General features: G+C 71.6%; 25 protein-coding genes and 2 pseudogenes. 17 read left to right on the top strand and 10 right to left on the bottom strand.

Features of this window, described 5'->3' with window-relative positions; genetic code table 11:
• Positions 1–41: 41 nt before the first annotated feature.
• Complete coding sequence (locus C7C46_RS24205; RefSeq protein WP_110672017.1) at positions 42–2,309, bottom strand: catalase; 2,268 nt, start codon at positions 2,307–2,309, stop codon at positions 42–44.
• A gap of 187 nt (positions 2,310–2,496) precedes the next feature.
• On the bottom strand, positions 2,497–3,366 hold the full coding sequence (locus C7C46_RS24200; protein WP_110672016.1) for a class II glutamine amidotransferase: 870 nt from the start codon (positions 3,364–3,366) through the stop codon (positions 2,497–2,499).
• Positions 3,367–3,551: 185 nt separating this feature from the next.
• Here C7C46_RS24200 and C7C46_RS24195 point away from each other — a divergent pair.
• The 3 genes and pseudogenes from C7C46_RS24195 to C7C46_RS24185 all read left to right on the top strand — a co-directional run.
• Positions 3,552–3,890 (top strand): annotated as a pseudogene (locus C7C46_RS24195) (VOC family protein); the annotation flags it as partial.
• Positions 3,891–3,997: 107 nt separating this feature from the next.
• Positions 3,998–4,339: pseudogene (locus C7C46_RS24190) on the top strand (recombinase family protein); the annotation flags it as partial.
• 179 nt (positions 4,340–4,518) lie between these two features.
• Positions 4,519–5,916: an IS1380 family transposase gene (locus C7C46_RS24185; protein ID WP_110672015.1), complete on the top strand. Its 1,398-nt coding sequence runs from the start codon at positions 4,519–4,521 to the stop codon at positions 5,914–5,916.
• 168 nt (positions 5,917–6,084) lie between these two features.
• On the opposite strand, the gene C7C46_RS24180 is transcribed toward C7C46_RS24185, so the two are convergent.
• Together C7C46_RS24180 and C7C46_RS34400 are read right to left on the bottom strand one after the other, a co-directional pair.
• Positions 6,085–6,615, bottom strand: a complete 531-nt coding sequence (locus tag C7C46_RS24180) for an NUDIX domain-containing protein (protein WP_245984781.1) — start codon at positions 6,613–6,615, stop codon at positions 6,085–6,087.
• On the bottom strand, positions 6,593–6,772 hold the full coding sequence (locus C7C46_RS34400; RefSeq protein ID WP_146259194.1) for a hypothetical protein: 180 nt from the start codon (positions 6,770–6,772) through the stop codon (positions 6,593–6,595). The genes C7C46_RS24180 and C7C46_RS34400 overlap by 23 nt, the downstream gene beginning before the upstream one ends.
• A 69-nt stretch (positions 6,773–6,841) precedes the next feature.
• On the opposite strand from C7C46_RS34400, the gene C7C46_RS24170 reads away from it, so the two are divergent.
• The 5 genes from C7C46_RS24170 (at position 6,842) to C7C46_RS24140 (ending at position 10,780) form a co-directional block, all read left to right on the top strand.
• Positions 6,842–7,237: a hypothetical protein gene (locus tag C7C46_RS24170; RefSeq protein ID WP_146259193.1), complete on the top strand. Its 396-nt coding sequence runs from the start codon at positions 6,842–6,844 to the stop codon at positions 7,235–7,237.
• Positions 7,237–7,608: a DUF7848 domain-containing protein gene (locus tag C7C46_RS24165; protein ID WP_110672011.1), complete on the top strand. Its 372-nt coding sequence runs from the start codon at positions 7,237–7,239 to the stop codon at positions 7,606–7,608. Before C7C46_RS24170 ends, C7C46_RS24165 begins: the two co-directional genes overlap by 1 nt.
• Positions 7,609–8,306: 698 nt before the next feature.
• A complete protein-coding gene (locus tag C7C46_RS24150; RefSeq protein ID WP_110672043.1) occupies positions 8,307–8,630 on the top strand; it encodes a hypothetical protein in 324 nt (107 codons plus the stop codon).
• Positions 8,631–9,605 carry an ATP-grasp ribosomal peptide maturase gene (gene tgmB, locus C7C46_RS24145; protein ID WP_110672009.1) on the top strand — a complete coding sequence of 325 codons (975 nt, stop codon included), beginning with the start codon at positions 8,631–8,633 and terminating at the stop codon, positions 9,603–9,605. It begins immediately after the preceding gene.
• Positions 9,602–10,780 (top strand): methyltransferase domain-containing protein, encoded by a 1,179-nt coding sequence (locus tag C7C46_RS24140; protein ID WP_245984779.1) that lies wholly within the window; start codon positions 9,602–9,604, stop codon positions 10,778–10,780. The genes tgmB and C7C46_RS24140 overlap by 4 nt, the downstream gene beginning before the upstream one ends.
• A 170-nt stretch (positions 10,781–10,950) precedes the next feature.
• Here C7C46_RS24140 and C7C46_RS24135 read toward each other — a convergent pair whose 3' ends face one another.
• Positions 10,951–11,205, bottom strand: a complete 255-nt coding sequence (locus C7C46_RS24135; RefSeq protein WP_245984778.1) for a GntR family transcriptional regulator — start codon at positions 11,203–11,205, stop codon at positions 10,951–10,953.
• 159 nt (positions 11,206–11,364) lie between these two features.
• Here C7C46_RS24135 and C7C46_RS24130 point away from each other — a divergent pair, with 159 nt between their 5' ends.
• Together C7C46_RS24130 and C7C46_RS24125 are read left to right on the top strand one after the other, a co-directional pair.
• On the top strand, positions 11,365–11,697 hold the full coding sequence (locus C7C46_RS24130; RefSeq protein ID WP_110672007.1) for a hypothetical protein: 333 nt from the start codon (positions 11,365–11,367) through the stop codon (positions 11,695–11,697).
• Between the two features lie 522 nt (positions 11,698–12,219).
• Positions 12,220–12,858 carry an L-threonylcarbamoyladenylate synthase gene (locus C7C46_RS24125; RefSeq protein WP_181442498.1) on the top strand — a complete coding sequence of 213 codons (639 nt, stop codon included), beginning with the start codon at positions 12,220–12,222 and terminating at the stop codon, positions 12,856–12,858.
• Positions 12,859–12,861: 3 nt separating this feature from the next.
• On the opposite strand, the gene C7C46_RS24120 is transcribed toward C7C46_RS24125, so the two are convergent.
• Positions 12,862–13,503, bottom strand: a complete 642-nt coding sequence (locus C7C46_RS24120) for a carbonic anhydrase (protein ID WP_110672005.1) — start codon at positions 13,501–13,503, stop codon at positions 12,862–12,864.
• Positions 13,504–13,679: 176 nt separating this feature from the next.
• On the opposite strand from C7C46_RS24120, the gene C7C46_RS24115 reads away from it, so the two are divergent.
• Together C7C46_RS24115 and C7C46_RS24110 are read left to right on the top strand one after the other, a co-directional pair.
• Positions 13,680–14,153 carry a hemerythrin domain-containing protein gene (locus C7C46_RS24115; RefSeq protein WP_110672004.1) on the top strand — a complete coding sequence of 158 codons (474 nt, stop codon included), beginning with the start codon at positions 13,680–13,682 and terminating at the stop codon, positions 14,151–14,153.
• A 102-nt stretch (positions 14,154–14,255) separates the two neighbouring features.
• Positions 14,256–14,717, top strand: coding sequence for an SRPBCC family protein (locus C7C46_RS24110; protein ID WP_110672003.1), 462 nt, complete (start codon positions 14,256–14,258; stop codon positions 14,715–14,717).
• A gap of 221 nt (positions 14,718–14,938) precedes the next feature.
• On the opposite strand, the gene C7C46_RS24105 is transcribed toward C7C46_RS24110, so the two are convergent.
• The 3 genes from C7C46_RS24105 to C7C46_RS24095 form a co-directional block, all read right to left on the bottom strand.
• Complete coding sequence (locus C7C46_RS24105; protein WP_110672002.1) at positions 14,939–16,153, bottom strand: PP2C family protein-serine/threonine phosphatase; 1,215 nt, start codon at positions 16,151–16,153, stop codon at positions 14,939–14,941.
• 142 nt (positions 16,154–16,295) lie between these two features.
• Positions 16,296–16,562 carry a hypothetical protein gene (locus tag C7C46_RS24100; protein WP_110672041.1) on the bottom strand — a complete coding sequence of 89 codons (267 nt, stop codon included), beginning with the start codon at positions 16,560–16,562 and terminating at the stop codon, positions 16,296–16,298.
• Positions 16,563–16,799: 237 nt separating this feature from the next.
• A complete protein-coding gene (locus tag C7C46_RS24095) occupies positions 16,800–18,293 on the bottom strand; it encodes a bifunctional phosphatase PAP2/diacylglycerol kinase family protein (RefSeq protein WP_110672001.1) in 1,494 nt (497 codons plus the stop codon).
• 237 nt (positions 18,294–18,530) lie between these two features.
• On the opposite strand from C7C46_RS24095, the gene C7C46_RS24090 reads away from it, so the two are divergent.
• The 4 genes from C7C46_RS24090 to C7C46_RS24075 all read left to right on the top strand — a co-directional run bounded on the left by C7C46_RS24090 (position 18,531) and on the right by C7C46_RS24075 (position 23,279).
• On the top strand, positions 18,531–19,292 hold the full coding sequence (locus C7C46_RS24090; RefSeq protein ID WP_110672040.1) for a DUF1206 domain-containing protein: 762 nt from the start codon (positions 18,531–18,533) through the stop codon (positions 19,290–19,292).
• 103 nt (positions 19,293–19,395) lie between these two features.
• On the top strand, positions 19,396–20,988 hold the full coding sequence (locus C7C46_RS24085) for an FMN-binding glutamate synthase family protein (protein WP_110672000.1): 1,593 nt from the start codon (positions 19,396–19,398) through the stop codon (positions 20,986–20,988).
• Positions 20,989–21,048: 60 nt separating this feature from the next.
• Positions 21,049–22,782 carry a thiamine pyrophosphate-dependent enzyme gene (locus C7C46_RS24080; RefSeq protein ID WP_110671999.1) on the top strand — a complete coding sequence of 578 codons (1,734 nt, stop codon included), beginning with the start codon at positions 21,049–21,051 and terminating at the stop codon, positions 22,780–22,782.
• A gap of 143 nt (positions 22,783–22,925) precedes the next feature.
• Positions 22,926–23,279, top strand: a complete 354-nt coding sequence (locus C7C46_RS24075; protein WP_110671998.1) for a PRC-barrel domain-containing protein — start codon at positions 22,926–22,928, stop codon at positions 23,277–23,279.
• Between the two features lie 117 nt (positions 23,280–23,396).
• On the opposite strand, the gene C7C46_RS24070 is transcribed toward C7C46_RS24075, so the two are convergent.
• Positions 23,397–24,536: a PucR-like N-terminal domain-containing protein gene (locus C7C46_RS24070; protein WP_110671997.1), complete on the bottom strand. Its 1,140-nt coding sequence runs from the start codon at positions 24,534–24,536 to the stop codon at positions 23,397–23,399.
• A gap of 132 nt (positions 24,537–24,668) precedes the next feature.
• On the opposite strand from C7C46_RS24070, the gene C7C46_RS24065 reads away from it, so the two are divergent.
• Positions 24,669–25,679: a ferredoxin reductase gene (locus tag C7C46_RS24065; RefSeq protein ID WP_110671996.1), complete on the top strand. Its 1,011-nt coding sequence runs from the start codon at positions 24,669–24,671 to the stop codon at positions 25,677–25,679.
• Position 25,680 lies beyond the last annotated feature (1 nt).

The following is a 25,680-nucleotide window of genomic DNA, read 5'->3' as shown; positions in this document are numbered from 1 at the left end:
GGACCGGCCGTCCGGGTGATCCGGGCTTGACCGACCAGGCGCTAAGGGCGCGCGATGGGCGCGGGGAAGCGGTCCCACACGCGGTGGGCGCCGAGGAGGCCGGCGAGGCGGGCGACGACCTCCGCAAGGTCCTCGCCCGTCAGTACGCCGGGGGCCTGCGGGTCGACCCAGGCGGCCGTCCACACCGCGCGGGCGCCGGGGTGGCCACCCAGCGGCTTGGCGTGGCGGTAGGCCTCGTTGACGAGCAGCGCGACGCGCGAGTCGACCGCCGAGGGCCCGTTGGACTTGGCGTCGCGAGCCCCGTGGTCGTCGACTCCCGGCGCGGGGGTGGCGAGCAGGACCAGCGCGTCGAACTCCACCGAACGGGCGGCCGCGAAGGTGCGCTGGACCGGGAGGTCGTCCGCCAGGGGCGCACCGGTGGGGGCGACGACCAGAGCCGTCATCCCGGCTCGGCGAACCGCGTCCCGGACCTCGCGTACCAGGCCCGCGTCGCTGGTCGGGTCGGCGACGATGCCGATCACGCGGCCCTCGGCCGGCCACTCCGCGCCGAGCTGCGAGAGCGCCGGACTCGGCTCCGCCTGCGGCAGGGCCACGGTCGGCTCGGGCGTCGGCAGCCCCAGTCCGGCCGCGACCTCGGCGCACAGCGTGGGGTCGACGTTGGCCAGCACGCCCAGCGTGCGCTCCCTGATCGCCGGCTCGTAGACCTTGGACAGTTCGAAGGTGTAGGCGGCGATGACGTGCTGCTGCTCGACGGAGGTGAGGCTGAGCCAGAACAGGCGCGGCTGGGTGAAGTGGTCGGCGAACGAGGCGGGAGCCTCGCGCACCTTGGACGCGGCGGCGATCGGCGTGGGGTGCTCGATGTACGCGTGCTCGGTCCCGCCGGCGAAGAACGGGCAGCCGCCGTCCAGGGAGTTCGGCTTGTAGGGGGCGACACCGCCGTGGACGGCGTCCTGGTGGAACCCGTCGCGGAGCATGTCGTTGACCGGCGCGTGGGTGCGGTTGATCGGGATCTGGGCGAAGTTCGGGCCGCCCAGGCGGGTGATCTGGGTGTCCAGGTAGGAGAAGAGACGGCCCGAGAGCAGCGGGTCGTCGGTGATGTCGATGCCGGGCACCAGGTGGCCGGGGTGGAAGGCCACCTGCTCGGTCTCGGCGAAGAAGTTGGTCGGGTTGGCGGTGAGGGTCATCAGCCCGACGGGCTGCACGGGGGCCAGTTCCTCGGGCACGATCTTGGTCGGGTCGAGCAGGTCGATGCCCTGGAAGGTCTGCTCCGGGCTGTCCGGGAAGGTCTGGATGCCGAGCTCCCACTGGGGGAGCGCGCCGGCCTCGATCGCGTCCGCCAGGTCCCGGCGGTGGAAGTCGGGATCCATGCCGGCGATCAGCTGCGCCTCCTCCCAGACCAGGGAGTGCACGCCGAGCCTGGGCTTCCAGTGGAACTTGACCAGGGCGCTCGCACCCTCGGCGTTGACCAGCCGGAAGGTGTGGACGCCGAAGCCCTCCATCATCCGGTACGAGCGCGGGATCCCGCGGTCGGACATGTTCCACAGCGTGTGATGGGTGGCCTCGGTGTGCAGCGAGACGAAGTCCCAGAACGTGTCGTGCGCGCTCTGCGCCTGTGGGATCTCGCGGTCCGGGTGCGGCTTCGCGGCATGGACGACGTCGGGGAACTTGATCGCGTCCTGGATGAAGAAGACCGGGATGTTGTTGCCGACCAGGTCGAAGACACCGTCGGTGGTGTAGAACTTGGTGGCGAAACCGCGGGTGTCGCGCACGGTGTCCGCCGAGCCGCGCGAGCCCAGCACCGTGGAGAAGCGCACGAACACCGGCGTCTCGACGCCTTCGGCCAGGAAGGCGGCCCTGGTCACCGCGCCGGCCGTGCCGTAGCCGCGGAAGACGCCGTGCGCGGCGGCGCCCCGGGCGTGGACGACCCGCTCGGGAATCCGCTCGTGGTCGAAGTGAGTGATCTTCTCGCGCAGGTGGTGGTCCTGCAGCAGCACCGGGCCACGGGGGCCGGCCTTCAGGGAGTGGTCGCTGTCGGGCAGCCGCGCGCCTTGGGCGGTGGTCAGGTAGCCGCCGTTCTGGGCGCGCACGTCCGCCGCGCCGCCGCCACCGCGGCCCGTCGCCGACACGGTGTCAGGCGCGCCCTGGTCGGGCTTGGTCGGCAGCGGCGCGCGCGGCTCGGTGGGCTCCGCCACCTGGGCCGGCTCCGCGCCGGGGGCGCCCGGTACGTGCGATCGGTCGCGGTCCCTGCGGTCGGACACGGCGTCAGCCACGGCGTCGACCAGCTTGTGCACGGGGTTGGACTTGCTCATCTGTCCTCCGGATTCACAGCGGTGCGCCCCGAACAGGACAAACCATTCGGCTGCGTACACACGACTATCGGCGAGCCCGGACGACTCCACGCGGCGGCGCACCGCTTCGGTCCGCCCTCGACCCGTCTGCCTGCGCCGGGGCCCCGGCGCAGAGGCGTTGCGTGGCCGCGAAGCAGGTGGCGGCGCGTCAGGCCCCTTGCTGGGAAGTGGCGGCCGCTGGGCGCAGATCCGCCAGGGTCAGGCGGTGAACGGGCTCCTGCGGCAGGACGACCTGGCGGGTGACGGTGTGACCGGGGCCGATGTGGAGGAGCTCGCCCGGTTCCATCAGCTGCCAGTGCGGGTTGTCGTCCATGCGCTCACTGGCCACCACGGTCGCCCGGGTGCGGGCGAGGTCGCCGGAGTGGATACGCATGCGTCCGGCGGAGCCGGCGTGGTCCAGGTGCCGGTCGCCGTGGTGCCCGCCGGGCCGGCGTTCCAGCACGTACAGCTCATGGGTGTCCGGGTAGCGCAGCGCCCACAGCTCGTCGGCGGTGGTGAGGACGATGTTCAGCGCGTAGACGGGCAGGTTCTCGGACACCCAGCGGGCGGCGGCCTCGATGCCGTCCGCGACACTGCCGCCGCGAGCGGCGGTCTCCCGGGTGATCAGGGCGAAGAAGCGCTCCGAGTCGGTGTCCCCCGTCACCAGCGACCGGTCCGGCCCGAGGTGGGCGTCGAGCCGGTCCAGATCCTCGATCACCCCGTTGTGCGCGAACAGCCGCCCGGCCTGCTCGAACGGATGAGTGTTCGCGTCTTCCAGGGCGCCGGTGGAGGCATAGCGGATGTGGGCCAGGAACGTCGTCGACTCCACCACCGCGGCCTCCTGGGCGAAGGCACGGTCCTGGAACGCGGCCACGGGAGCCTTGTGCAACCGCGGTGTCCCGTCGGCGGTGAAGTAGCCCAGGCCGGTGCCGTCGGGCTCCCGGCGGCTCTGGACACTGAGGTTGTCCGGCGCCTCCAGGAGCCAGAACGTCGCGCGGCTGCGCCTGGGTGCACTGGTCATGCCGAACAGACGGCACATGGAGGTCCTGCCTCTCTGGGAGCACGATCCGGCAGTGGAGCACCGCTTACCCCGAAAGTGCGGCGGCACGCTGCCGCCACCTTCCGAGCATGCCGCCACCTGCGCAGGGATCTCGCTGCGCAACGCGGGAGTCGGGCGACATCCGAGCTTGATCGATGCACCCGTGCTGAGGCAGGCTCACCCGCATGGTCTCGGTGGTGCAGAACGTGGCGATCGACTGTGCGGATGCCTATGAGCTGGCACGGTTCTGGAGCGAGGTGACCGGTTGCCCGCTGCATCCGGCGGACAGGCCGGGCGATCCGGAGGTTGACGTGATGCTGCCGGAGGGCCCGCTGCTGCACTTCAACCAGGTGCCGGAGCCGAAGACGGTCAAGAACCGGATCCATCTGTGCCTGCGCCCGAAGACCTCGCGCGAGGAGGAGGTCGAGCGGCTGCTGGGCCTCGGTGCCGCCTTCGTCGCCGATCGCCGGGAATCCGACGGCACGGGCTGGGCCGTCCTCGCCGACCCCAACACTCCGGACTACCAGTTCTGGAGTGACCACCGGTGTCGACCGCCACCATTACCCGTGACCTGCGGAATTCGCCCCCCTCCCCGGAGGGTAGGACGACCCTGCCCGGTACCGAGGGCACCGTGTTCTCCGGGCGCCTGCGGGGCGTCTCGGCTATCCGCCTGTCCGTGCTGACGGACGAGACCACCAGCCCCGAGCGACAGCGCGAGTCCAACGAGACCGCCGCCGCGGCTTTGAACATCGACTTCGGCGAGGGTGACCAGCGCCGCGAAGCCGTCGACCTTGACGTGTCGGCGAGCAAGACAGCTCCGTGGGAACGTCCGGAGCTCGGCCGCTGGATCGCGGACCCCGACAGCTTCGACGCCCTTGTGTGGTGGCGCTTCGACCGTGCCATCCGATCCATGGGGCACATGCACGAACTCGCCAAGTGGGCGAGGGAGCACCGAAAGGTGCTGGTGTTCGCAGGGATGGAGGGGCCCCGGGTGGCTCCGACGCTCAGTAGATCGGGTGCCCGTCACTCAGCCCCGATCCACCGATGAATGATCTGTCCGGGACCTGGACGTGAGGGCGCGGATGCCCTCTGACCTGGGACGATGGGACTTCCTACAGAACCAGGTCGCCAGATCGAGAGAACATCCGCGAGATGCAATCCTGCCCTGCCGCCACCGCGGTCTCCGCCGTCTTCGACGAGCCGAACCTGATCGCCGACGCCGGGCTGCTGCCGCTGGTCCGGCTGGCCGAGCGGGCCGGTCTGCCCGAGCTGGCCGCCTCCGCCATACGGATCGAGGGCGCCGACAACAGCGGCGGCGCCCACCCGGCCAACAAGGTGATGTCCCTGCTCGGCGCGATGTGCGCCGGGGCCGACTCCATCGACGACGCGGCCCGGCTGCGGCACGGCGCGATGGACCGTGCCTTCGCCGGGGTGCGCGCGCCCTCCACCCTGGGCACCTTCCTGCGCTCCTTTACGCACGGCCACAACCGCCAACTCCACCGCGTCCACCGCGACTTCCTCGCATCACTGGCCCGGCAAACCCCGCTGCTGCCCGGCGCCGAGACGCTGATGTTCATCGACATCGACCCCACCCATCGCCGCGTCTACGGCCACGCCAAGCAGGGCGCCGAGGTCGGCCGCCTCAAGGGCCAGCGCACCCTGCACCCGATCCTGGCCACCCTGTCCACCCCCACCGCCCGGCCCGTGATCGGCGCGGTCCGCCTGCGCCGCGGCAAGGCCGCCGACGTCCGCGGCACCGAAAGCTTCGTGGGCGAGGCCCTCGCGATCGCGAAGGAGGCGGGCGGCACCGGAGTGCGGATCGTGCGCGCGGACAGCAAGTTCTACACCGCCGACGTGGTCGCCGCCTGCCGCCGGGCCGGCGCCCGCTTCTCCTTGACCACCGGCATGAACCCCTCCATCGCCAAGGCGATCGGCCACATCCCCCAGGACGCCTGGACGCCGATCCGCTACCCGGACGCCTTCGTCGACCCGGACACCGGCGAGATGGTCTCCGACGCCGAGATCGCCGAGATCGAATACACCGCCTTCACCGGGAGGAGGAAGGCCGAGCAGGTCACCGCCCGCCTGATCGTGCGCCGGGTGCGCCGACTGAACCCCGAAGCAGCCCAGGGACAGGGCGAGTTGTTCACCACCTGGCGCTACCACCCCGTCTTCACCGACAGCCCGTTCGCGATGCTGCAGGCCGAACTGCACCACCGGCGGCACGCCGTGGTCGAGCAGGCCATCGCAGACGGAAAGTCCGGCCCGCTGGCCCACCTGCCATCGGGGAACTTCCAGGCCAACGCCGCCTGGCTGACCCTGTGGGCAATGTCCCACAACCTGCTGCGGGCCGCCGGAGCCCTGGCCTCCGTCTTCCACGCCAAGGCCACCACCGCCACCCTGCGCGCCCACCTGGTGAACGTCCCCGCCCGCCTGGCCCGCACCGCCCGCACGAAACTGACGGTGCATCTACCCGAGCACTGGCCCTGGCAAGACGCCTTCACCGACCTCTTCGAAGCCGCCCACCGCCCACCCACACCCGTGACCTGACCGCTCCCGGACGCTCCCCACCCCCACGGCCCCGACCGGCCACCGGCACCCCGCTGCCACCACCCACCCCCCGCCCCGGAGACCACGGACAGGCCGCGACCCGCACGCGGCGGGCACCGCACACCCTCAAACCCATGCCCCACCCGGCCAACCGGCGACGGGGAGGGATCAGGCCCGGAAATCATCAGCCGGTGGATTCGGGCTCAGGTATCGAGCGTGACCGTCGGCCAATGCCGCGAGGGCAGCGTCATAGCGGGGGTGCAAGCGAGGGCGGAGCAGCGGGCGGGCGTCGGCCGGGTCCATCATCGCTAGCTCTGACAGCTCACCGTCGTGCGGCCTGAGTTCGGCTGACTGCTCGGCGGACAGCTCGCCGCCGTCAAGGATGAAAGCGAGCTGATCATCCCACGGGCCGTGGGGCGGAACCCACTCGACCACCAGCAGCCGACCGGGCGTGAGCTGTAGTCCCAGTTCCTCGCGGATCTCCCGTCGGCCTGCGTCCTCGGGGGATTCGTTGGCTTCGACCATGCCGCCCGGCAGGTCCCAGTCAGGTTTGTAGCTGGGGTTGACGACAAGCACACGGCCGTCCTGGTCACGGATGATCAGATCGACCGCAACTCGTTTGCGCGCCTGCTTGGCGTTGCCCTCGGCTAGGTAGGCGTTCCATGCTTCCGGGTCGTCAGGTGTGGGCGGTGTCCTCAAGGCCGGTTCCTCCCCTTTGCTGCGGCATGATGTCGGCAAGCAGCAACGCCCGTGTTCGGCGTGCATCATCGAAGCGTGCCAGATACTCACGAAGACGTGAGGTGCCACCGTGGCTGAGTCGCATCTCTCCCGCCTTCACCGGGAGCAGCAGAGACACGCCGAGGAAGCGTGCGCCGATCTCGGCGCAGCGGCTATAGAAGCCAGGTGCCCGCTTCCGGATCTCGCCGTGGAACCGGTGGACCCGACGACCGGGGTAGCGCGGGTGGATCTCGGGATGGTCGAGGCGAAGACCGCCGACCGGCTCGCCGAGATCATCCGTGCCGGGGTCGACGCCCTCGCCGCCGAGGAAGGAGCCGCCATGACGGGCGATCACTCGGTTGCTGGCTCGGTCTCCCTGATGTGGGCTCCGCATGACGGACAGTTGGTGGTCGACGGCGAGCGCGATCAAGTGGGCGTCTTCCGCAGGGCCGAGGGTGACCGCTGGGTCCTGGCCCCGGTGGTCCACGGAAGCTGTGACGACTGGCTCGCCGACCCGCTCAAGGTGCGCGCCGCGGAGCCCACCGACCGAGTCCGGGCCGAGGCCGCATTGGCCAACGCTCAGAGCGTGCAGCGGGTGAGCTGATGAACGAGACCACGTCGACGGGAACCCCGAGGCTCATCGTCCCGCCCTCACCGCAGATCGTTCTCCCGGCGCACTCGGACTGTGGCGAGACCGCTCGCGCGAGGGTGGACGACCGGGTCACGCGCTTCGGCACGTGGACCTATCGAGAGGACCCCGCGCCCGGGGCCGACCCGGCGGTCTACGTCATGGTGTGTAAGGGGACGGCCGACGACGGTTCCCCGTGCGCTCGGGAGTCCGGTCCGCTTCACACCCCGGACGACGCCCGCGAGTGGACCCGCAAGCACACGCAGGCCAGCGACTCGAAGCACCGCAAGTACCGGCTGATTGCTGACGTGCCGTTCGAGATGGTGCCGCAGGTGGAACCGCTGTGAGGGCTTTCCGGATTCGCGCGGCTGTGTCGCTCGCCGTCGGCCTGGTCGCCCTCGCCGCTTCGACGGGGGCGGCCCTGGTGGTCGACCCAGCCGTGTTCTGGTGGGCCCTGGTCCTGGCCCTCTTTGGTGGGGTTCCGGTTGGTGCGGATGTTGCGGACCACATCGAACAGCGGACCCGGCTGCGGATCAAGGTCCGCCGAGTGTCCGGCCCGGGACCGTGACCCTCGCAGCCGAGGCGTTTCCGGTGCTCGCGGAGATCCGGTCAGGGCTGCTGCCGGAGCCGCCCGAGCAGGACGACGGGAACGCGTGGGTGGTCGGAGACTGCTGGCTCTACTGCGGGCGCACCTCGGTCCGCGTGCTCTGGCTCGGTCCGGTCACGGCTGCCGGAGGGATCTCGGCCGCACTACACGCCTGTGCCGAGTGCATCGCCGCGCTGCACAGTAAGGCTGTCGCTGCGGTGGTCGAGCGCGACATCCGGAAGCCCGATGCGGGCCGGCGAGCCCGCCATGCGCGCCCGAGGGGGCCCCGTCCGCCCTGGACCACGTGGCTTCGCCTCCCGAACACCGACCCCACCTGACTCCCGGCGTTGCCCTGCGCTGCGTCGGGTTGTACAACCCCCGCCCCGGTGACGGGAAATGGACGGCCCGGACGACCGGGGCGGGGTTACCGTCCTGTACGCCTCGAAGAAAGGGACTGCAATGCCTGCCGCAACCCTTGATCTGCCGGTGTTCGACCGGCCCGAGTCCCGGTTGCCCCTCGCGGTGGCCGGGCCGACCCCGATGCCCGCGCTCGACAACATGCAGGGGCCGACTCCGTTCGCCTTCCGGTTCCTCCGCCCGGTCACGGGCGCCGGTGGCATCCTGCCCGCCGACATCAAGTACGACCCGGAGTCCCAGACCTGCACCTACGAGGGGATGCCGCCCGGGGTCTACATGACGAGCACCCCGCCCAAGACCTACGGGCCGACCCAGCCCACGGGCCAGATGGACGCGCCCGACGACCCCGGAAGCAGCAACGACTAGATGTCAACTACCGGATCTGTTCTCGTGGTCACCGGGTCGTTCGACCCAACGGCCGACCTGGTGATCGAGGAACTGACCCGGCGTGCCGTGCCCGTGTTCCGGGCTGACATGGCCTGGTTCCCGTCGAGGCTGACCCTTGCGGCCAGTCTCGGCGGGGCCGGCTGGTCCGGCACGCTGACTACCGACCGGCGCACGCTCGATCTGTCGACTGTGCGTTCGGTCTACTACCGGCGTCCGACTGCACCCGAGTTCCCCGAATCCATGCCGCCCGAGGCCCGCGCCGTCGCTGCGGCAGAGGCACGACGGGGGTTCGGGGGTCTTCTGGTGGCCCTTCCGTGTCCGTGGCTCCCACCGCCCGGCAGGGCGGCCGACGCCGAGTACAAGCCGCTTCAACTGCGTGTTGCAGCCGAATCCGGTCTCAGAGTCCCGCGAACCCTGATCACCAATGACCCGGCCGCAGCACGTGAGTTCGCCGACCGCCTCGGCGGCGCACCCGTGGTCTACAAGCCGTTCACGCCGATCCGGGGCACTCGTGAGGGCCACTCGGTGGCCGTCTACGCCAATGTCCTGCAACCCGAAGACCTGCCGCACCCCAGCGTCGCCACCACCGCCCATCTGTTTCAGGAGTGGGTACCCAAGGCACATGAGGTACGGCTTACCGTCGTCGGGCGCCAGATGTTCGCTGCCGAGATTCATGCTGGCTCTGCAAGCGGCCGGGTGGACTGGCGCAGCGACTATGACAGCCTCACCTACAAGACGTGCGACCCGCCGCGGGACGTGGCTGCCAGCGCCTTACGGATGCTTGACCAACTCGGTTTGCCCTTCGGTGCGTTCGACTTCATCGTGACACCCTCGGGTGAGTGGACGTTTCTCGAAGTCAACCCAAACGGGCAATGGGGCTTCGTGGAACAGGCCACGGGGCTGCCCATTACCGCCGCCATCTGTGACCATCTCGAAGGGATCACCACTACATGACGTCCGACGTTCTGCTCGATGCGCAACAACTGATCCGGGCGCGTGTCGAGCTTGTGTCCGAGATCGACCGTGGCAGCGCCGCTCTGTCCTCCCGCGTGGCCGAGGCGTTCTTGAACATCCCCCGCCACCCGTTCGTCCCGGTGTTCTATCGACGCGTCGGCAGCGCCTACGTCCCGTGGCGAATCACCGACGGGGCCGACAGCGAGTGGCTGCGGCAGGTCTACTCCAACGAAGCGCTGATCACCGCAGTCGATGGGGTTCTCGCCGAGGATGCCGCCCCCGACGGACAGCCCGGCACGGCAACGTCATCCTCAACCATGCCGCGCCTCATGGCCGACATGCTCGACGCGCTCGACGTGCAGGCCGGCGACCGAGTCCTAGAAATCGGCACCGGCACGGGCTACAACGCCGCGTTGCTCTCCTTCCTGGCGGGCGCCGAGAACGTGACCACCATCGACTACACGGCCCCTCTTGTCTTGGCGGCTCGCAATCGGCTGCGCGAGAACGGCATCGAACCAACTGTGCTCCGCGCCGACGGTGCAGCCGGTCACCCTAACGGCGCACCCTTTGATCGGATCATCGCCACCTGTTCCGTGCGTCGTATCCCGCGGGCGTGGCTCGACCAGTGTTCCCCGGGCGGGGTCATCGTCGCACCGCTCAAGGGCACGTTGGATGGTGGCGCGGTCGCCTGCCTTACCAAGCTGGACGACGGGCGCGCGGTCGGTCGGTTCATCTCGACCCCGGCGGCCTTCATGCCGCTAAAGTCCGGCCCCGAGCAACTGTCCGCCATGCCCGACCGCATCGACGGGCCACAGCGCACGGCGGAGATCAGCGGGCGGGTACTCGATGACTACGGATTCACGTTCTGGGCGCACCTGCACATGGCGCCAACCGTCGTCCGGCGCGGCCAGCAGATCAGCGGCCAGCACCGCACCACGCTCTACGATTCGGCGGACGGCTCAGCGGCCACCGTGCAGGACCGGCCTGACGGGCCGCCCACTGTCACCACGACCGGCCCGCGCGACCTCTGGAAGACCATCGAGGCGGCACACGCGGAATGGCGTACCCACAACCGCCCCCGCCGCGAGTGGCTCACCATCGAGGCCACTCCGGACGAGCAGAGCGTCTCGTTCGCGGCCCCGGATGGTTCGCTCAGCCGCTGGACTCTCTCCTAGCCTCTCGTGCTCCGCTTCGCGCCTCGGCCCCGAGGGGCAACGGCTCACCTGGGAGTAGTTGCCCCGCGGTAAGCTCCGACCCGGGTGCGGGCCGTCGACTTCAACCGACGATCCAACGCCTTCCCGCACCCCCGGCCCCGCCTCGCTGGTGTACTCCGGCAGGGCGGGGCTCAGTGCTTCTCGGCGCTCCGATTGGCGACGTAGGTCCCGCGCTGGGGCACCGTGTAGACGTAGCCACCCTCCCGCAGGTGCCGAACCGCCCGCCGGGCAGTGTCCCGAGCCACGCCCCACCGCTGAATCAGGGCCGACTCAGAGGGAATCGGGCGGTCCACCGCGAGGACTCCGGAATCAATGTCGCGGACGATCTCCGCCGCAATCTGCTGGTAGGGCGGAGTGGGCGAGTCGTAGTCGATTTCCGAGGCCATGCGGCAAGGGTAGACAACGGGCCACATCTCAAGCTATGGGCCAACGTGGGTAGACGAGGGTAGAGGAGTTGCCCTACCGTCGAAGACGAAAGAACCCCCAGCAGCCTGGCCGGGCCACCGGGGGTCGAGTGTCCGCACAGCTATTTGGGAGCTGCCGACATGCGTCACCTTATCGCCCGTGCCCTACGGGCCGCCCTGCGCCTGATCCTGCCGGCTCGGGGCCAGCACCGTGCCGTCCCAGCCGAGCCGGAGCCCGCCGCCCTGGCGGTCACCTCCGACCCCGCCCAGAGCGCGCCGGAGCCCGCTGACGAAGAGTTGGAGTGGGGACCGCTGGTCCGCCCCTACGTCGACCCCGCCGCGTGGCGGGCCGAGCTGGACGAGATGGAGCGCCAGTATGAGCGGCGCGAGGCTCTGCGGGCGGTCGCCGAGGGACAGCCCGATCCGGGCTACACCTACCCGGGTGCGCACTACCTTGACGCGGTGCTGGTCTGATGGCCCGCGCGTTCATCAAGCGACTCCCGGACGGCACCCGCCGGGGCAACACCCGGGGTCTGCGGCAGTGCGAGCGGGACGGGTGGCAGATCCTCGCCGGAGCCCGCTACGCGGTCCGCTATGCCCCTCGGACGCTGAACGACTGCCGCCCCTGGACTGACGGGCATACCCGGTTCTGGTCGCGTGACTGCTGGGCAGTGCCGCACCACCGCGCGCAGTAGAACCCCCCGCCCCGTCCGGGACCGACCCGGGCGGGGCTCTCTCGGCCCTGCCGTAGAACCGCTAGTTCCGTGTCTCCGGAGACCCCGAGGGCAATGAATTCTGTGTTCTTCGCAGCGAGTCCGACGGCGCCGCGCCGACTTCTCGAGTGACACCCTGAGGCCGCGGGGCGTGCGCCTGGTCCGGCCCAGGAGCCGCCCGGGATGCCGTCGGCGCGGGTAGCCTGGCGGGCGGCCGGTTGCGGCCAGGTGACGTGTGAAGGCGGGCAGCTGGTGCCCGCCGCGTGAACGGAGGAGCAAGTCCGTGCGATTCGACTGCGCCAACCCGCAGGAGCATGCAGCGGGTCTGCGGGAGGCGGTGGCGGCGGTACGGCGCGGTGAGCTGGTCGTCCTGCCCACCGACACCGTTTACGGCGTCGGTGCCGACGCCTTCACTCCGCAGGCTGTGGCCCGGCTGCTGGCGGCCAAGGGCCGCGGGCGGAACATGCCCTCGCCGGTGCTCGTCGGCTCCGCCGCCGACCTGGACGCGCTCGCGGACGACATCCCGGCAGTGGCAAGGGAGTTGGTGGCGGCTTTCTGGCCGGGCGGCCTGACGCTGGTGCTGCGCCACAAGCCGTCGATCTCCTGGGACCTCGGGGAGACCGGCGGCACGGTGGCGGTGCGCATGCCCGACCACCCGGTCGCCGTCGAGCTGCTGACGGCGACCGGGCCGCTGGCCGTCTCCAGCGCCAACCTGACCGGCGAGGCGTCCCCGCAGGACTGCGACGCGGCCCAGGGGATGCTGGCCGGGGCGGTCGCCGTCTACCTGGACGGCGGCCCGACCCCGGCAGCGGTGCCCTCCTCGATCGTGGACGTCACGGGCGAGGTACCGGTCCTGGTGCGCGCCGGTGCGATCGGCGCGGCGCGGCTGCGCGAGGTCGCCCCGGGGCTGCGGGAGCGGTGAGCGTCAGGCGAGGGTGCCGTCCGGTATCTGCACGCCACGGGCGGTGACCAGGCGGGCGGTGCCGTCCGCGAGCCGGTAGGACAGGCCCACCACGGCGGTGCTGCCGGCCTGGACGGCGTCGGCGAGGTGGCGGGAGCGTTCCAGCAGCAGGTCGACGGTGCGGCGGACGTGCTCGTCGATGAAGTCCGCGTCCTCGGTGTGGCCGGCGGCGCGGGCGGCCAGCACGCTGGGGGTCACCCGCTCGACGACGTCGCGCACGTAACCCCCGGCGGTGGCACCGTCGGCGACGGCCGCGCGCGCGGCGGCGACAGCGCCGCAGGAGTCGTGGCCGAGGACCACCACGAGAGGACAGTTCAGCACGCTGACGCCGTACTCGATGCTGCCCAGTACCTCCGCCCCGGCGACGTGGCCGGCGGTGCGGACGACGAACAGGTCGCCCAGGCCGCGGTCGAAGATGATCTCCGCGGCCAGACGGGAGTCCGAGCAGCCGAACAGGACCGCGAACGGGGCCTGGGCGGGGGCGGTCTCGCTGCGCCGGGCGGCGTCCTGGTTCGGGTGCTCCACGGTGCCGGACACGAACCGCGTGTTGCCGGCCAACAGTGTCTCCAGGGCTTCCTGGGGCGTGGGGTGCTGTGTGTCAGTCATGCCGCGCAGCCTACGGGGCCGTCCCGTCGCCCGCCCGGGTGAGTCCGGCAAGCAGGCCGGGGCGCGCCCGTCCGTCGGGGCATGCGGGTGGTTGCCCGATCGTGGTGGCATGCGGGGCACCGGGCGGGGTAGCCGAGGGTGCGACCCGGACGTGTGCGAAACAGGAGGAACCCGGCGTGGACGCGATCGTGCTGCTCAAGGACGACCACAAGACGGTGGAGAAGCTGTTCAAGGAGTTCGAGAAGGCCGGTGACCAGGCGTACGCGGAGAAGCGCCGGATCGTCGACCAGGTGATCGAGGAGCTGACGGTGCACGCGGTCATCGAGGAGCAGGTCTTCTACCCGGCCGCCCGCGAGGCCGCCCCCGACACGGGCGATCACGTGCTGGAGAGCGTGGAGGAGCACCACGTGGTGGTGTGGATGCTGTCGGAGCTGGCCGGGCTGGACCCGAAGGACGAGCGGTTCGACGCGAAGATGACCGTGCTGATGGAGAACGTGCGCCATCACGTCGAGGAGGAGGAGAAGGAGTGGTTCCCCCAGGTCCGCACGGCCATGGGCCGCAACCGCCTGGTGGAGCTCGGCGAGCAGATGGAGGAGGCGAAGAAGACCGCCACCCGCGACCCGCTCAAGGTCCCCAGCGCCACTGCCTGAGCCCGGACGGGCCGTCGTACGGCGGTCGGTTCGATGTGTATCACCGCCCGGCGGCGGGGCAGGCGAAGTGACGCAGTGTCCGAATCGTGAAAGGGATCCGCGATGAGCATGGTGCAGGAGTCCATCGAGGTCGGCGTGCCGCTGAGCACCGCCTACAACCAGTGGACGCAGTTCGAGGACTTCCCCCGCTTCATGGAGGGCGTCGAGCAGGTCACCCAGCTCGACGAGCGCCGCAACCACTGGCGCACCAAGGTCGCCGGCGTGACCCGCGAGTTCGACACCGAGATCGTGGACCAGCTGCCCGACCACAAGATCGCCTGGCGCACCGTGGGCGGCGACGTCCAGCAGATGGGCCTGGTCACCTTCGAGCCGCTGGACGAGCGGCGCACCCAGGTGCGGCTGGCGATCGACTTCGAGCCCGACGGACTCGCGGAGAAGGCGGCGGACGCGATGGGCATCGTCGACCGCCGGGTGAAGGGCGACCTCGAACGCTTCAAGGCCTTCATCGAGGAGCGCGGCGTCGAGGAAGGCGGCTGGCGCGGCCGGATCACCCCCGGCGGCTGACCTGGACACCGGAGGACGGGGGCGCGGACCGGAGACGGTCGGCGCCCCCGTCCTTCCGCGCGTCGGCCGGGCACGCGCACCGGCTGCCGGGCATACGGCGGATACCGAAAAGCGCTCCGGCGGGGGCGGTACCTGCGGTGTCTGGCACGAGGACCCGCGTGCTGACGGCGCGGTGCCAGTGGTTCAGGAGCCGGCGGCTGGGCCCGGACATCTCGCCCGTTTCAGAGGTTGGCTCCCGCACGGGCTTGGCGTCCATCGGTGGTGGGGCCGTGCCAGTCCAGGCACATCACGGTGGCGTCGTCCTGAAGCCTGCCGCCGCAGGCGTCGGTGACGGCCGAGACCAGGGCGCGCACCACCTCGCGCGGGTGCTCGGTGGCGGTGGCGGCCATCAGGGCGGGCAGGTCGACAGCTGCCGCCCGGCGGTCCTGCATGCCGTCCGTGTAGAGCACCAGCCGGTCGCCGGGCAGCAGGTCGATGTCCTGGGCCCGGCGCGGGCCTTTCCCGGCGATGCCGAAGGGCAGATCGGCGCGCAGGAGCACTTCCTCGACGGTGCCCTTGCGCAGCCTCAGCGGGCGCGGGTGGCCGGCGTTGACCAGCTGTGCTCCGCTTCCGTCCAGGGCGATCCGCAGCAGCTGGCCGGTGGCCAGGACGCCGGGCGTGTGCTTGAGGAGGGACTGGTGGGCGCAGTCGGCCTGCTCGGCCAGCGGCGTTGCGACGCGGCGGGCGCCTCGAGAGGCGTTGACGAGGACGGTGGCGATCAGCGCGGCGTCGAGGTCGTGGCCCATGGCGTCGGTCAGGGACAGGTGCAGGGTCTCGCGGTCCAGGGCGTAGTCGTAGGTGTCGCCGGCGACGCTCTCGGCCGGGACGAGGGCGCAGGCCAGGGTGAACTGGGCGGCCTCGCAGCAGGGGGCGGTGGGCAGGAGCTGGCGTTGGATCTCGGCGGCCAGGCTGACGGGGGCGGTGCGCTGGGCCCAGTGGTAGAGGTCGGTGAAGCGGCGGTCGGTCACCACGATGTAGGCGAGGGCATGAGCCGCCTGCTCCACCTGCTCCAGCGTGTCGTCGCCGACCTCGACGGCTTCGGGGAGGAAGAGTTCCAGAAAGCCGATGGCGTCGCCGCGGTTGGTGACGGGGGCGATCACGCGGTGCCCGTGCCCGTCTGCGCCGTGGGGGGCGCGGACCACCCTCTGGGTGCGCAGGACCTGGTCGTAGAGGCTGCCGGAGAGCTGGATCCGCTCGGTGCCGCGTCCGTTCAGGGTGGTGGCGTCCTCCGCCACCCGCACCAGGGTCTGGCCGATCAGGTCGAGGAACAGGAAGGACACGCACAGGGCGCCGAACCGCTCGCGCAGCTCACGCGCCATCACGTCGAGGGAGTCCACCGGCGCCGCCGCCTCGGCCGCCGCCAGCAGTTCCCCAAGCACCATCCGCTCCCGCGCCACACCAGCCTCCTCGAAGATCCAACCTCTCACCTTCCCGCGATCGCCCGAGGAATTCCAGCCGCCCGCACCGCGGCCCACGTCCTGACGGGCATTGTCGCGCCCGGACCACCGGCGGGATACCCGGCAGACCGGCCCACTGCGGTCACAGGCTGTTCAGTACTGCCTGGCACTCCCGGCAGCGCTTGTCGTACAACGCGGGCGGGCACCAGGGGTCGCCCGGCCGCGCGGGGCGGTAGTGAGCGTGTTCCATCGCGTCGGTGTCGAGGCCGCAGAGGGTGCGGGGGAGAGGGTCCTCGGGTGCGTCGGGGTCGGCGCCGGCCGCGTGCACCAGGAGGACGACCGGCTCGACCCCATCGGGTCCGAGTTCCTGATCAGGCTCCAGCTCAAGAAGAACGACGATCGAGGCCATGCCCCGACCCTGCGCCACTGGGGCGGCGGGCGCATCCCGGATGCGGCTACGGCAGGACGGGCAGCGCCGCGAGGCCCCGCATCAGCCGGGTGTGCCGCCATCGCAGCTCGCCACTCGGTACAGCGAACCCCGGGTCGGTGAAGCGCGCGGCGTCGCGGTTCGCGGCGCCGGGCGCGATTGAGGACCGGCGAGCCTGTGGGGATCTCCCCGCCGCCCAGGCGCCCCCGTGACCGCCCGTCAGTCCTGCACCGGCAGGTAGACCGTGAGCGCTCGCGGGGCCTTGTCGAGCAGGAGGGCGTCGGCGGCGGGGACGATTTCGCCGTCGCGGGCGTACTGCTCGGTGTCGTGGATGGCGTCGATGCGCAGGCGGGAGAGCGTGGCGGCGCGGTAGACCCGGGAGCGGGCCAGGGTGCCGGTGAGGAAGGCCGCGACCAGGCGGGTGCGGGCGAAGGGACGGCTGCCGTCGACGACGCGGACGTCCAGGGTGCCGTCGGTGAGGTCGCGGCGGAAGCTGGGCGCGAAACCGGGCGGGTCGTAGCGGCCGTTGCCGGCGAACAGCAGCCACAGGCTGCGCTCCTTGCCGTTGACGACCGCGCGGGTGGGCGTGCCCTGGGCCAGCACCCGAACCAGGCCGATCGCCAGCGCCGGCCACTTGCCCAGGTGCTTCTCCAGCGACTCGCGGGCCCGCACCAGCTCGGGGTAGACACCGATGCTGAACGTGTTGAGGAAGTACGCCGGCTCCGGCTCGCCCTCCTCGGCCCCGGCGGCGCCCTTGGGGGTGATCCGGCCCAGGTCCACCGAGCCGCCGTGGCCGTTCACCACGGCGTCGGCCGTGTGCTGCACCGAGTGGATGCCCAGGTCGGCGGTGAAGTGGTTCAGGGTGCCGCCCGGGAACACCGCCAGCGGCAGCCCGCGTTCGGCGGCCAGCAGGGCGGCGGCGTTCACCGTGCCGTCACCACCCGCCACGCCCAGCGCGGCGTCCCCGCCTGCGCCCGCGACGTCGTCGGCGGCCTGCTGGAGCAGCGGGAGCAGGTCCTGGTCCTCCGCGCGCACCCGCAGGTCGGCGAGGGGCAGCAGGGTGCGCAGCTGCGCCTCGACGCTGTCAGCGCTGCCCGAGGAGCTGTTGACCACCACGACCAGGCCGCGGCCGTCGGGCAGCGCCGGCACCTCGACCTGGGCCCGGGCGGCGTGCGCGGGGGCATCGTCGCGCAGCGGCCACCAGCGCAGCGTCAGCACGGCCGCGCCGGTGCCCAGGGCCACCCCGGCGAGGACGTCGCTGGGGTAGTGCGCGCCGGTGTAGACCCGCGAAGCGGCCACGGCGGCGGCCAGCGGGATCACGACCACGCCCAGCCAGGGCGACTCCAGGGTGACGGCGGTGGCGAACGCCGCGGCGGAGGCCGAGTGCCCGGAGGGGAAGGAGGTGGTGATCGGGGCGTGCAGCAGGCGGCGTGCGATCGGCACGCCGGTGGTGACGGGGCGTCGGCGCCCGATCAACTGCTTGGCCACGACGTTCGCGCTGGTGGAGGCGAGCGCGAGCGCGCCGACGCCGCGCATGGCGGCCCGTCGGGCACTGCGGTTGCGCGAGAGCCCGAGCGCGGCGCCCGCGGTCAGCCAGAGCACGCCGTGGTTGGCGCTGCGTCCGAGCTTGGGCAGGACGGGGCTGAAGCCCCGCAGGCGCGCGGCGGCCACGCGGTCGAACAGGCGCACGTCGAAGTTCTGGAGTCGTCCCATGGGCGCCGGTTACCCCGTAGCGGCCGAACTAGCTGTCCCTCGGAACGAGGCGTGCCTCACAGCCGGTTGGGCAGACGAGGCCGCAGCGGTGCGCGTGGCGCACCCGTCTCGGAGAGGGGAAGCATCGTGGCGTCGTGGCTCACGCACCGGACCGGGAGCGGCAGAAGGGTCGGGAGAGGCAGCAGAAGAGGGCGCTCGGGTTGGTCATCGATCCCGCGGCCCGCCGAGAAGTCCACGCTGCGCAGCGCCGGCCGGGCCGGCTTCGTGGCGCGCGGAGTGGTCTACGTCCTGGTCGGCATCCTGGCCCTGGAGATCGCCCTCGGCAATGGTGGCGGCCAACAGGCGGACCGGCAGGGCGCTTTGCACCAGGTGGCCGCCCAGCCCTTCGGCCGGGTGATGCTCTGGCTGCTGGTGGTCGGGTTCGCCTGCATGACCGTCTGGCGCGCCTCGCTCGCGGTGTTCGGCGAGGGCGGCCGGAAGAAGACCGGCAGCCGGGTGCTGAGTGCCGGGCGCGCGGTGTTCTACGCCACAGTGTGCTGGGGCACCGCCAGTTACGCCGCGGGCGGCGGCCAGTCGGGCAGCAACGACAAGTCGCAGGACTGGACTTCGTCGGCGCTCCAGCTCCCGGGCGGGCGAGTGCTGGTGGGGATCGCCGGGGTCGTGATGCTCGGCATCGGCGTGGGCATCGTGGTCAGCGCGGTCCAGCGCAAGTTCCTGAAGAAGCTGGAGTCCGGGAAGATGAGCAGGCGCGCCCGCAAGGTCGTGACCGTGCTCGGCCTGGGGGGCAACACCGCCCGCGGCACGGTCTTCGCCGGGGCCGGGGTCTTCGTCCTCGTCGCGGCCATTCGGTTCGACCCGCACCAGGCCAAGGGCATGGACGCCACGCTGCGCAGCTTCGCCCACACCCCGGCCGGGCCCTGGCTGCTCGTGCTGATCGCGCTCGGGCTGGTGCTCTTCGGCGCCTTCTCCTTCGCCTCCGCCCGGTGGCGCCGGCTCTGACCGGCGGCACGGGCACGGACCCGGTGGGCCGGGGCGCTGTCCGACGGCGCCCTCGGCCACCACCCCGGAAGGTGGGGCGCTTGATCCCCGCGATCCAGGGCAGATGCCGGTCGTGCTGAGAATTTTGTCTGTGATCCTGACGATGTGTGCCGCCGTCCTCGCGGTCCTCGCCGCCCTGCTCTGGTCGCCGTGGTGGTGGGCGGCGGCCGGCCCCCTGCTGGCCGTCACCCTGCTGGCGGTCCGGGACCTGCTCCAACGCCGGCACTCGGTGCTGCGCAACTACCCGGTCCTGGGCCACCTTCGGTTCCTGCTGGAGGCCATCCGCCCCGAGGTGCAGCAGTACTTCGTGGAGCGGAACACCGACGGGCGGCCCTACGACCGCGACACCCGCTCCATCGTCTACGAGCGCGCCAAGGGCACCGACGCCGAGGAGCCCTTCGGCACCGAGCTCGACCTCTACACGGCCGGCCGGGAGTTCCTGGTCCCCTCGATGGCCCCGCGTCCCGTCCCGAAGGACCCGCCGCGGGTGCGGATCGGCGGCCCGGACTGCACCCAGCCGTACGACATGGCGCTGCTCAACGTCTCCGCGATGTCCTTCGGCTCGCTGTCGGCCAATGCCGTGCTCGCCCTCAACACCGGCGCCGCCCTCGGCGGTTTCGCGCACGACACCGGTGAGGGCGGCCTCTCCGAGTACCACCTGCGCCCCGGCGGCGACCTGGTCTGGGAGATCGGCACGGGCTACTTCGGCTGCCGCACCGAGGACGGGGACTTCGACCCGGACCAGTTCGCCCGGAAGGCGGCGCACCCGCAGGTCAAGTGCGTGTCGCTGAAGCTCAGCCAGGGCGCCAAGCCGGGCATCGGCGGCGTGCTGCCCGGCGCCAAGGTCAACGCGGAGATCGCCCAGGTCCGCGGCGTGCCGCAGGGACAGACCGTCAACTCGCCGCCCTTCCACCGGGTCTTCAGCACGCCCCGTGAGCTGGTGCGCTTCGTCGCGCGGATGCGCGAGCTGTCCGGTGGCAAGCCCACGGGTTTCAAGCTCTGCGTCGGCTCGCGCCGCCAGTTCCTCGCCGTCTGCAAGGCGATGCTGGAGGAGGGCGTCACGCCGGACTTCATCATCGTGGACGGCGCCGAGGGCGGCACCGGCGCCGCACCGTTGGAGTTCGCCGACAACGTCGGCCTGCCGCTCACCGACGGTCTGATGATCGTGCAGAACGCGCTGGTCGGGACCGGTCTGCGCGACCGGATCAAGATCGGTGCCAGCGGCAAGATCGCCACCGGCAGCGACCTGGTGAAGCGGCTCGCCCTCGGCGCCGACTACACCAACGCCGCCCGGGCGATGATGTTCGCCGTCGGGTGCATCCAGGCCCAGCGCTGCCACACCAACACCTGCCCGGTGGGCGTGGCCACCCAGGACGCGCGGCGCGCCCGGGCGCTGGACGTCGGCGACAAGTCGCAGCGGGTGATGCGGTTCCAGGAGGCGACGGTCAAGAGCGCCCTGCAGATCATGGCCTCGATGGGCGTGTCGGACCCGGCCGAGCTGGGCCCGCACATGCTGCAGTTGCGGGTGGACACCCACACCCTGAGCTCCTACGCCGAGGTCCACTCCTGGCTGGCCCCCGGCGAACTCCTCCAGGACCCGCCCCCGACCTGGGCCGCGGACTGGCAGGCCGCCGATCCCGACCGCTTCACCGTCTGATCCCTCGCTCCCGCCCCTGAGCCGGCATACCCGCTCCCAGCCCTCCGGAGGACCACCCCCATGGCACGCACCGTCGCCCGTGTGATCATCGACGCCCTGCAGGAACTCGGTGTGCGGCACGTGTTCGGCGTCGTCGGCGACGCGCTGAACCCGCTGACCGACGCCATCCGCAGTACCGAGGGCGTGGAGTGGGTCGGCTGCCGCCACGAGGAGGCCGCCGCGTTCGCCGCTGGCGCCCAGTCGCAGCTGTCCGGCACGCTGGGCGTCTGCATGGGCACGGTCGGGCCCGGTGCCGTGCACCTGCTGAACGGCCTGTACGACGCGGCGAAGAGCCGCACCCCGGTACTGGCCATCACCGGTCAGGTGCCGCTCACCGAGATCGGCAGCGACTACTTCCAGGAGGTCGACAACGACCTGCTCTTCCGCGACGTCGCGGTCTTCCGGGCCACCGTCACCTCTCCCGACCAGATGCCGCGGCTGCTGGAGTCCGCGGTGCGGGCCGCGATCAGCGAGAGCGGCGTCGCCGTGCTGACCGTGCCGGGCGACCTCGGCGACCAGGAGATCGGCGACGACCGCCCGGCCCGCTTCCCGCGGACCCGCCCGGTCACCCGCCCGGACGAGCCGGGCATCCTGGAGGCCGCCGAGCTGATCAACGCCGCCGACAAGGTCACCCTGCTGGTCGGCCGGGGCGCCCGACAGGCCCGCGAGGAGGTGCTGACCCTCGCGGAGCGGACCGCCGCGCCGATGGTCCTCAGCCTGAAGGCCAAGGAGGGCTTCGAGGAGAGCAACGAGTACCAGGTCGGCCAGACCGGCCTGATCGGCAACCCCGCCGCCTCCCGGGCACTGGACGGCTGCGACCTGCTGGTGATGCTCGGCACCGACTTCCCCTACCGGGACTGGTACCCGACCGGCTGCAAGGTCGTCCAGATCGACGTCCAGGAGCGCAACCTCGGGCGCCGGATCCCGCTCGACGCCGGACTGGCCGGCGACGTCGGGGCGACTCTGCGCGCGCTGCTGCCCCACCTGAGCGAGGGGGCGGACCGGGACCGCAGGCACCTGGAGTCCGCGCGCAAGGAGTTCGTCCACTGGCAGGCCGGACAGGCCAAGCTGGCCGACCCGTCGCACGACGAGCGCCTCACCGGCCGGCTGCGCCGGGCCCTCGACAACCCGGGCCACGACATCCGTCCCGAGGCCCTGGCCGCCGCGGTGAACGAACTGGCCGACCAGGACGCCGTCTTCACCTCCGACACCGGGATGGCGACGGTCTGGCTCTCCCGCTTCGTCACCATGCACGGCGAGCGGCGCCTGCTGGGCTCCTACAACCTCGGCTCGATGGCCAACGCCATGCCGCAGGCCCTGGGCGCCCAACTCTGGGCACCGGACCGGCAGGTCATCGCGTTCTGCGGCGACGGCGGCCTGAGCATGCTGCTCGGCGACCTGATGACGATCAAGACCCACCGGCTGCCGGTCAAACTGGTCGTCTTCGACAACCGGCGCCTCGGCATGGTCAAGCTCGAACAGGAGCAGGCCGGCCTGGCCGAGTTCGGCACGGAGCTCGACAACCCCGACTTCGCCGCCGTGGCCAACGCCCTGGGCCTGACCGGCATCCGCGTCACCGATCCCGCCACCGTGCACGACAGCGTTCGACGCGCCCTCAGCACACCGGGCCCGGTCCTGCTGGACGTCCTGACCAACCCTCAGGAGTTGGCCGTCCCCGGCAAGCCCACCGTGCAGCAGGGCTGGGGCTTCGCCATCGCCAAGCTCAAGGAGACCCTGCAGAGCAAGGAGGACTGACGCCCGGCCCGGCGCACCCGCGCGGCACCGGGCGACGGTGATCGAACGCCCAAATCGGCCCAAAAAGTCTCCGCCCCGCGTGCATGGGACCGCCGAGTCGGGTCAGGAGAGAGTCAAGTCCGGTTCTACGAAAGGTGATTTCCGTGGAGAACCTCATGTGGGAGTACCAGGAGAACGCCGGCTACCAGGCCGGCACGGACCTGACCGGCTACAAGGTCGAGGCCACCGACGGGCACATCGGCAAGGTCGACAAGCACTCCGAGGACGTGGACGCCCGCTACATCGTGGTGGACACCGGTCCGTGGATCTTCGGCAAGCACGTGCTGCTCCCGGCCGGCACCGTCGTCTCGATCGACGTCGCCAACGAGACCATCCAGGTCAACCGCACCAAGGAAGAGATCAAGAACTCCCCGGAGTTCGACAAGGACAAGCACACCGGTGACGCCGACTACCACCAGCAGGTCGGCAGCTACTACGGCGACAACCGGCCGTACTGACCGTTGTCGCACCCCCGTGCCGCGGTGGCCCGCACAGTCCGACTGTGCGGGCCACCGCGCGTGCCGCACGGTCCCACCCCGGCGTGGCGGCCGGGACGCGGGCGGCCGACGTACGCGTCAGCCGGCCCCGAGACCCACCGCCAGCGTCAGTTCAAGGACCCGGTGCGGCGAGGCCAGATCCGGGAACAGCTCCCGCAGCTGCGACATCCGGTACCGGACCGTCTGGGGATGGACGAACAACGCCGCCGCCACCTCCTCCCGCCGGCCCTGGTGCAGCAGCCAGGCCCGCAGGGTCTCCTCGAGCCGCCGCGCGGTCGCGACGGGCAAGGTTCGCAACGGCGCGAGGGCCCGGGCCCGCAGGTCTGCGAACGCCTCCACGTCGGAGCTGAGCACCAGCTCGGGCAGGTGCTCCTCGGTGTCGCGAATGTCGGCGGAGAGGGAGCGCGCGCGAGCGGCCCGGGCGTACGAGGCGGACGCACGGGTCCACGGCCGGGCCGGACCGACCACGGCGGTGCGGTCGGTCAGCTGCCGCAGCAGATGGGCCCGGTCGGCGTCGGGGACGAGCAGCACACCGGTGGCGTCCGGCAGCTCGTCGAGGACGAGGGTGCTCGCGTCGAGCACGCGGTAGGCGGGCCGGACCTGGGTGGCGGGCAGCAGCACCGCGGTCAGCGAGACCGGAGGCTGCCAGCCGGCCCGTTGGGCGGAGGCCAGCAGCACCTCCGGGCCCGCACCGGCGAGCAGGTCGCGGGCCAGGTGTTCCAGGTGGCGTTCCTGGGCCCTGCCCCGGGCGGCCAGTTCGTCGGCGTGGCCCGCGGCGCTCGCGGCGGAGAGCTCGTCGATGTAGGCGAAGGTCAGCTCGGCGAACTTGGCGACCTCGGCGGCGGGCAGCCCCGCGGGTACGGCGCCGGCTGCCAGGCACCGCCAGGCCACCCGGGCACCGACGCGGTAGGCGCTGAGCAGGGCGTCCATCGAACGGCCGTCGCGCACCTCGCCGCGGCCCAGCTCGTAGGCCGCGTCACCGGCGTCGCCGTCGGTGGCGTTCCCGCTCGCGAGGTCCAGGTAGTGCCCCAGGGCGGTGCGGACGGCCTGGCGGATGGTGCCGCCCATGCGGCCCGACAGGGCGTTGGCGTAGGGAGGGACCTCGTCGATGATCGCCTGGACGATCTCGTCGGCGGTGGTCGTCAGCGCGGCCCGGATGGCGGTGACCGTCGCCTCGTCCAGGGCCAGTTCGCTGGCCCTCCGGCTTGCATGGCTCACGTTTCTGTTCCCTGCGAACAATTCGGTCGGCCAGATTTACGTCCTCTGGTCAGGACTTTACGCCCGGAGGCGCAGCAAGCTGGAGTCATGACGAGTGCAGCCCTCCGCAGCAGGGCGTGGAAACTGTTGGAGATGGTCACGACGCCCCTGCTGCCGTCGGACTACCTCGACCTGGTCAGCCCGCTGCGTGCGGGCGCGGACCTGCGTGGGCGGATCGAGGCCGTGCACCCCGAGACGGGTGACTCCGCGACCGTCGTGATCAGGCCGGGACGGGGCTGGCGCGGCCACACGGCCGGTCAGTACCTGCGGATCGGGGTCGATGTCGACGGGAGGCGCCTGTGGCGCGCCTACTCCATCACCTCGCCGACGGACCGCCGGGACGGGCGCGTCACGATCACCGTGAAGGCGGTCCCGGACGGCAAGGTCAGCAACCACCTGGTCCGCTGCGCGAGGCCGGGCACGCTGGTCCACCTCGACCAGCCGACCGGTGACTTCGTGCTGCCGCGGGCCAAGCCCGCCAAGGTGCTCTACCTGACGGCCGGCAGCGGCATCACGCCCGTGATGGGCATGCTGCGCGACGCGGAGTTGGCGGACGTCGTCATGGTCCACTGCGCGCCGCAGCCGCAGGACGTGATCTTCCGCGGTGAACTGCACGCCCTGGTCGCGGAGAAGAAGCTGCGCCTCACCGAGGTGCACACCGAGACCGACGGCAGGCTCGACATCGCCCGTCTCGGCGAACTCGTGCCCGACTGGGCCGAGCGCGAGACCTGGGCCTGCGGGCCCGCTGGCCTGCTCGACGCCGCGGAGGAGCACTGGGCCGAGCACGCCCTCCAGGAGCGCCTGCACACCGAACGCTTCCGTCCCCGCATCGTCGTGGCCGGCGACGGCGGCGAGGTCAGGTTCAGCGCCACCGGCACGACCGTCGACGCGGACGGCGCCACGCCGTTGCTGGACGTCGGCGAGGAGGCCGGCGTGCTCATGCCCTCCGGGTGCCGCATGGGCATCTGCTTCGGCTGCGTCACACCGCTCAAGGCGGGCGCCGTCCGCGACCTGCGCACCGGCGAGATCACCGAGGCCGAGCCGGGCGTCCTCATCCAGACCTGCGTGTCCGCCGCGGCGGGCCCCTGCGACATCGAACGGTAGG

This window comes from Streptomyces tateyamensis, assembly GCF_003205575.1.
GTDB lineage: Bacteria > Actinomycetota > Actinomycetes > Streptomycetales > Streptomycetaceae > Kitasatospora > Kitasatospora tateyamensis.
Note: the sequence above shows the minus strand (reverse complement) of the source record. Positions and strands in the feature narration are given on the sequence as shown.

Excerpts from the sequence above, each read along its gene's own strand:
- C7C46_RS24205 (WP_110672017.1), bottom strand. The coding sequence starts at position 2,309 with ATGAGCAAGTCCAACCCCGTGCACAAGCTGGTCGACGCCGTGGCTGAC.
- C7C46_RS24200 (WP_110672016.1), bottom strand. The coding sequence starts at position 3,366 with ATGTGCCGTCTGTTCGGCATGACCAGTGCACCCAGGCGCAGCCGCGCG.
- C7C46_RS24185 (WP_110672015.1), top strand. The coding sequence starts at position 4,519 with ATGCAATCCTGCCCTGCCGCCACCGCGGTCTCCGCCGTCTTCGACGAG.
- C7C46_RS24165 (WP_110672011.1), top strand. The coding sequence starts at position 7,237 with ATGAACGAGACCACGTCGACGGGAACCCCGAGGCTCATCGTCCCGCCC.
- C7C46_RS24150 (WP_110672043.1), top strand. The coding sequence starts at position 8,307 with ATGCCTGCCGCAACCCTTGATCTGCCGGTGTTCGACCGGCCCGAGTCC.
- tgmB (WP_110672009.1), top strand. The coding sequence starts at position 8,631 with ATGTCAACTACCGGATCTGTTCTCGTGGTCACCGGGTCGTTCGACCCA.
- C7C46_RS24140 (WP_245984779.1), top strand. The coding sequence starts at position 9,602 with ATGACGTCCGACGTTCTGCTCGATGCGCAACAACTGATCCGGGCGCGT.
- C7C46_RS24135 (WP_245984778.1), bottom strand. The coding sequence starts at position 11,205 with ATGGCCTCGGAAATCGACTACGACTCGCCCACTCCGCCCTACCAGCAG.
- C7C46_RS24130 (WP_110672007.1), top strand. The coding sequence starts at position 11,365 with ATGCGTCACCTTATCGCCCGTGCCCTACGGGCCGCCCTGCGCCTGATC.
- C7C46_RS24120 (WP_110672005.1), bottom strand. The coding sequence starts at position 13,503 with ATGACTGACACACAGCACCCCACGCCCCAGGAAGCCCTGGAGACACTG.
- C7C46_RS24110 (WP_110672003.1), top strand. The coding sequence starts at position 14,256 with ATGAGCATGGTGCAGGAGTCCATCGAGGTCGGCGTGCCGCTGAGCACC.
- C7C46_RS24100 (WP_110672041.1), bottom strand. The coding sequence starts at position 16,562 with ATGGCCTCGATCGTCGTTCTTCTTGAGCTGGAGCCTGATCAGGAACTC.
- C7C46_RS24095 (WP_110672001.1), bottom strand. The coding sequence starts at position 18,293 with ATGGGACGACTCCAGAACTTCGACGTGCGCCTGTTCGACCGCGTGGCC.
- C7C46_RS24085 (WP_110672000.1), top strand. The coding sequence starts at position 19,396 with ATGCCGGTCGTGCTGAGAATTTTGTCTGTGATCCTGACGATGTGTGCC.
- C7C46_RS24080 (WP_110671999.1), top strand. The coding sequence starts at position 21,049 with ATGGCACGCACCGTCGCCCGTGTGATCATCGACGCCCTGCAGGAACTC.
- C7C46_RS24065 (WP_110671996.1), top strand. The coding sequence starts at position 24,669 with ATGGTCACGACGCCCCTGCTGCCGTCGGACTACCTCGACCTGGTCAGC.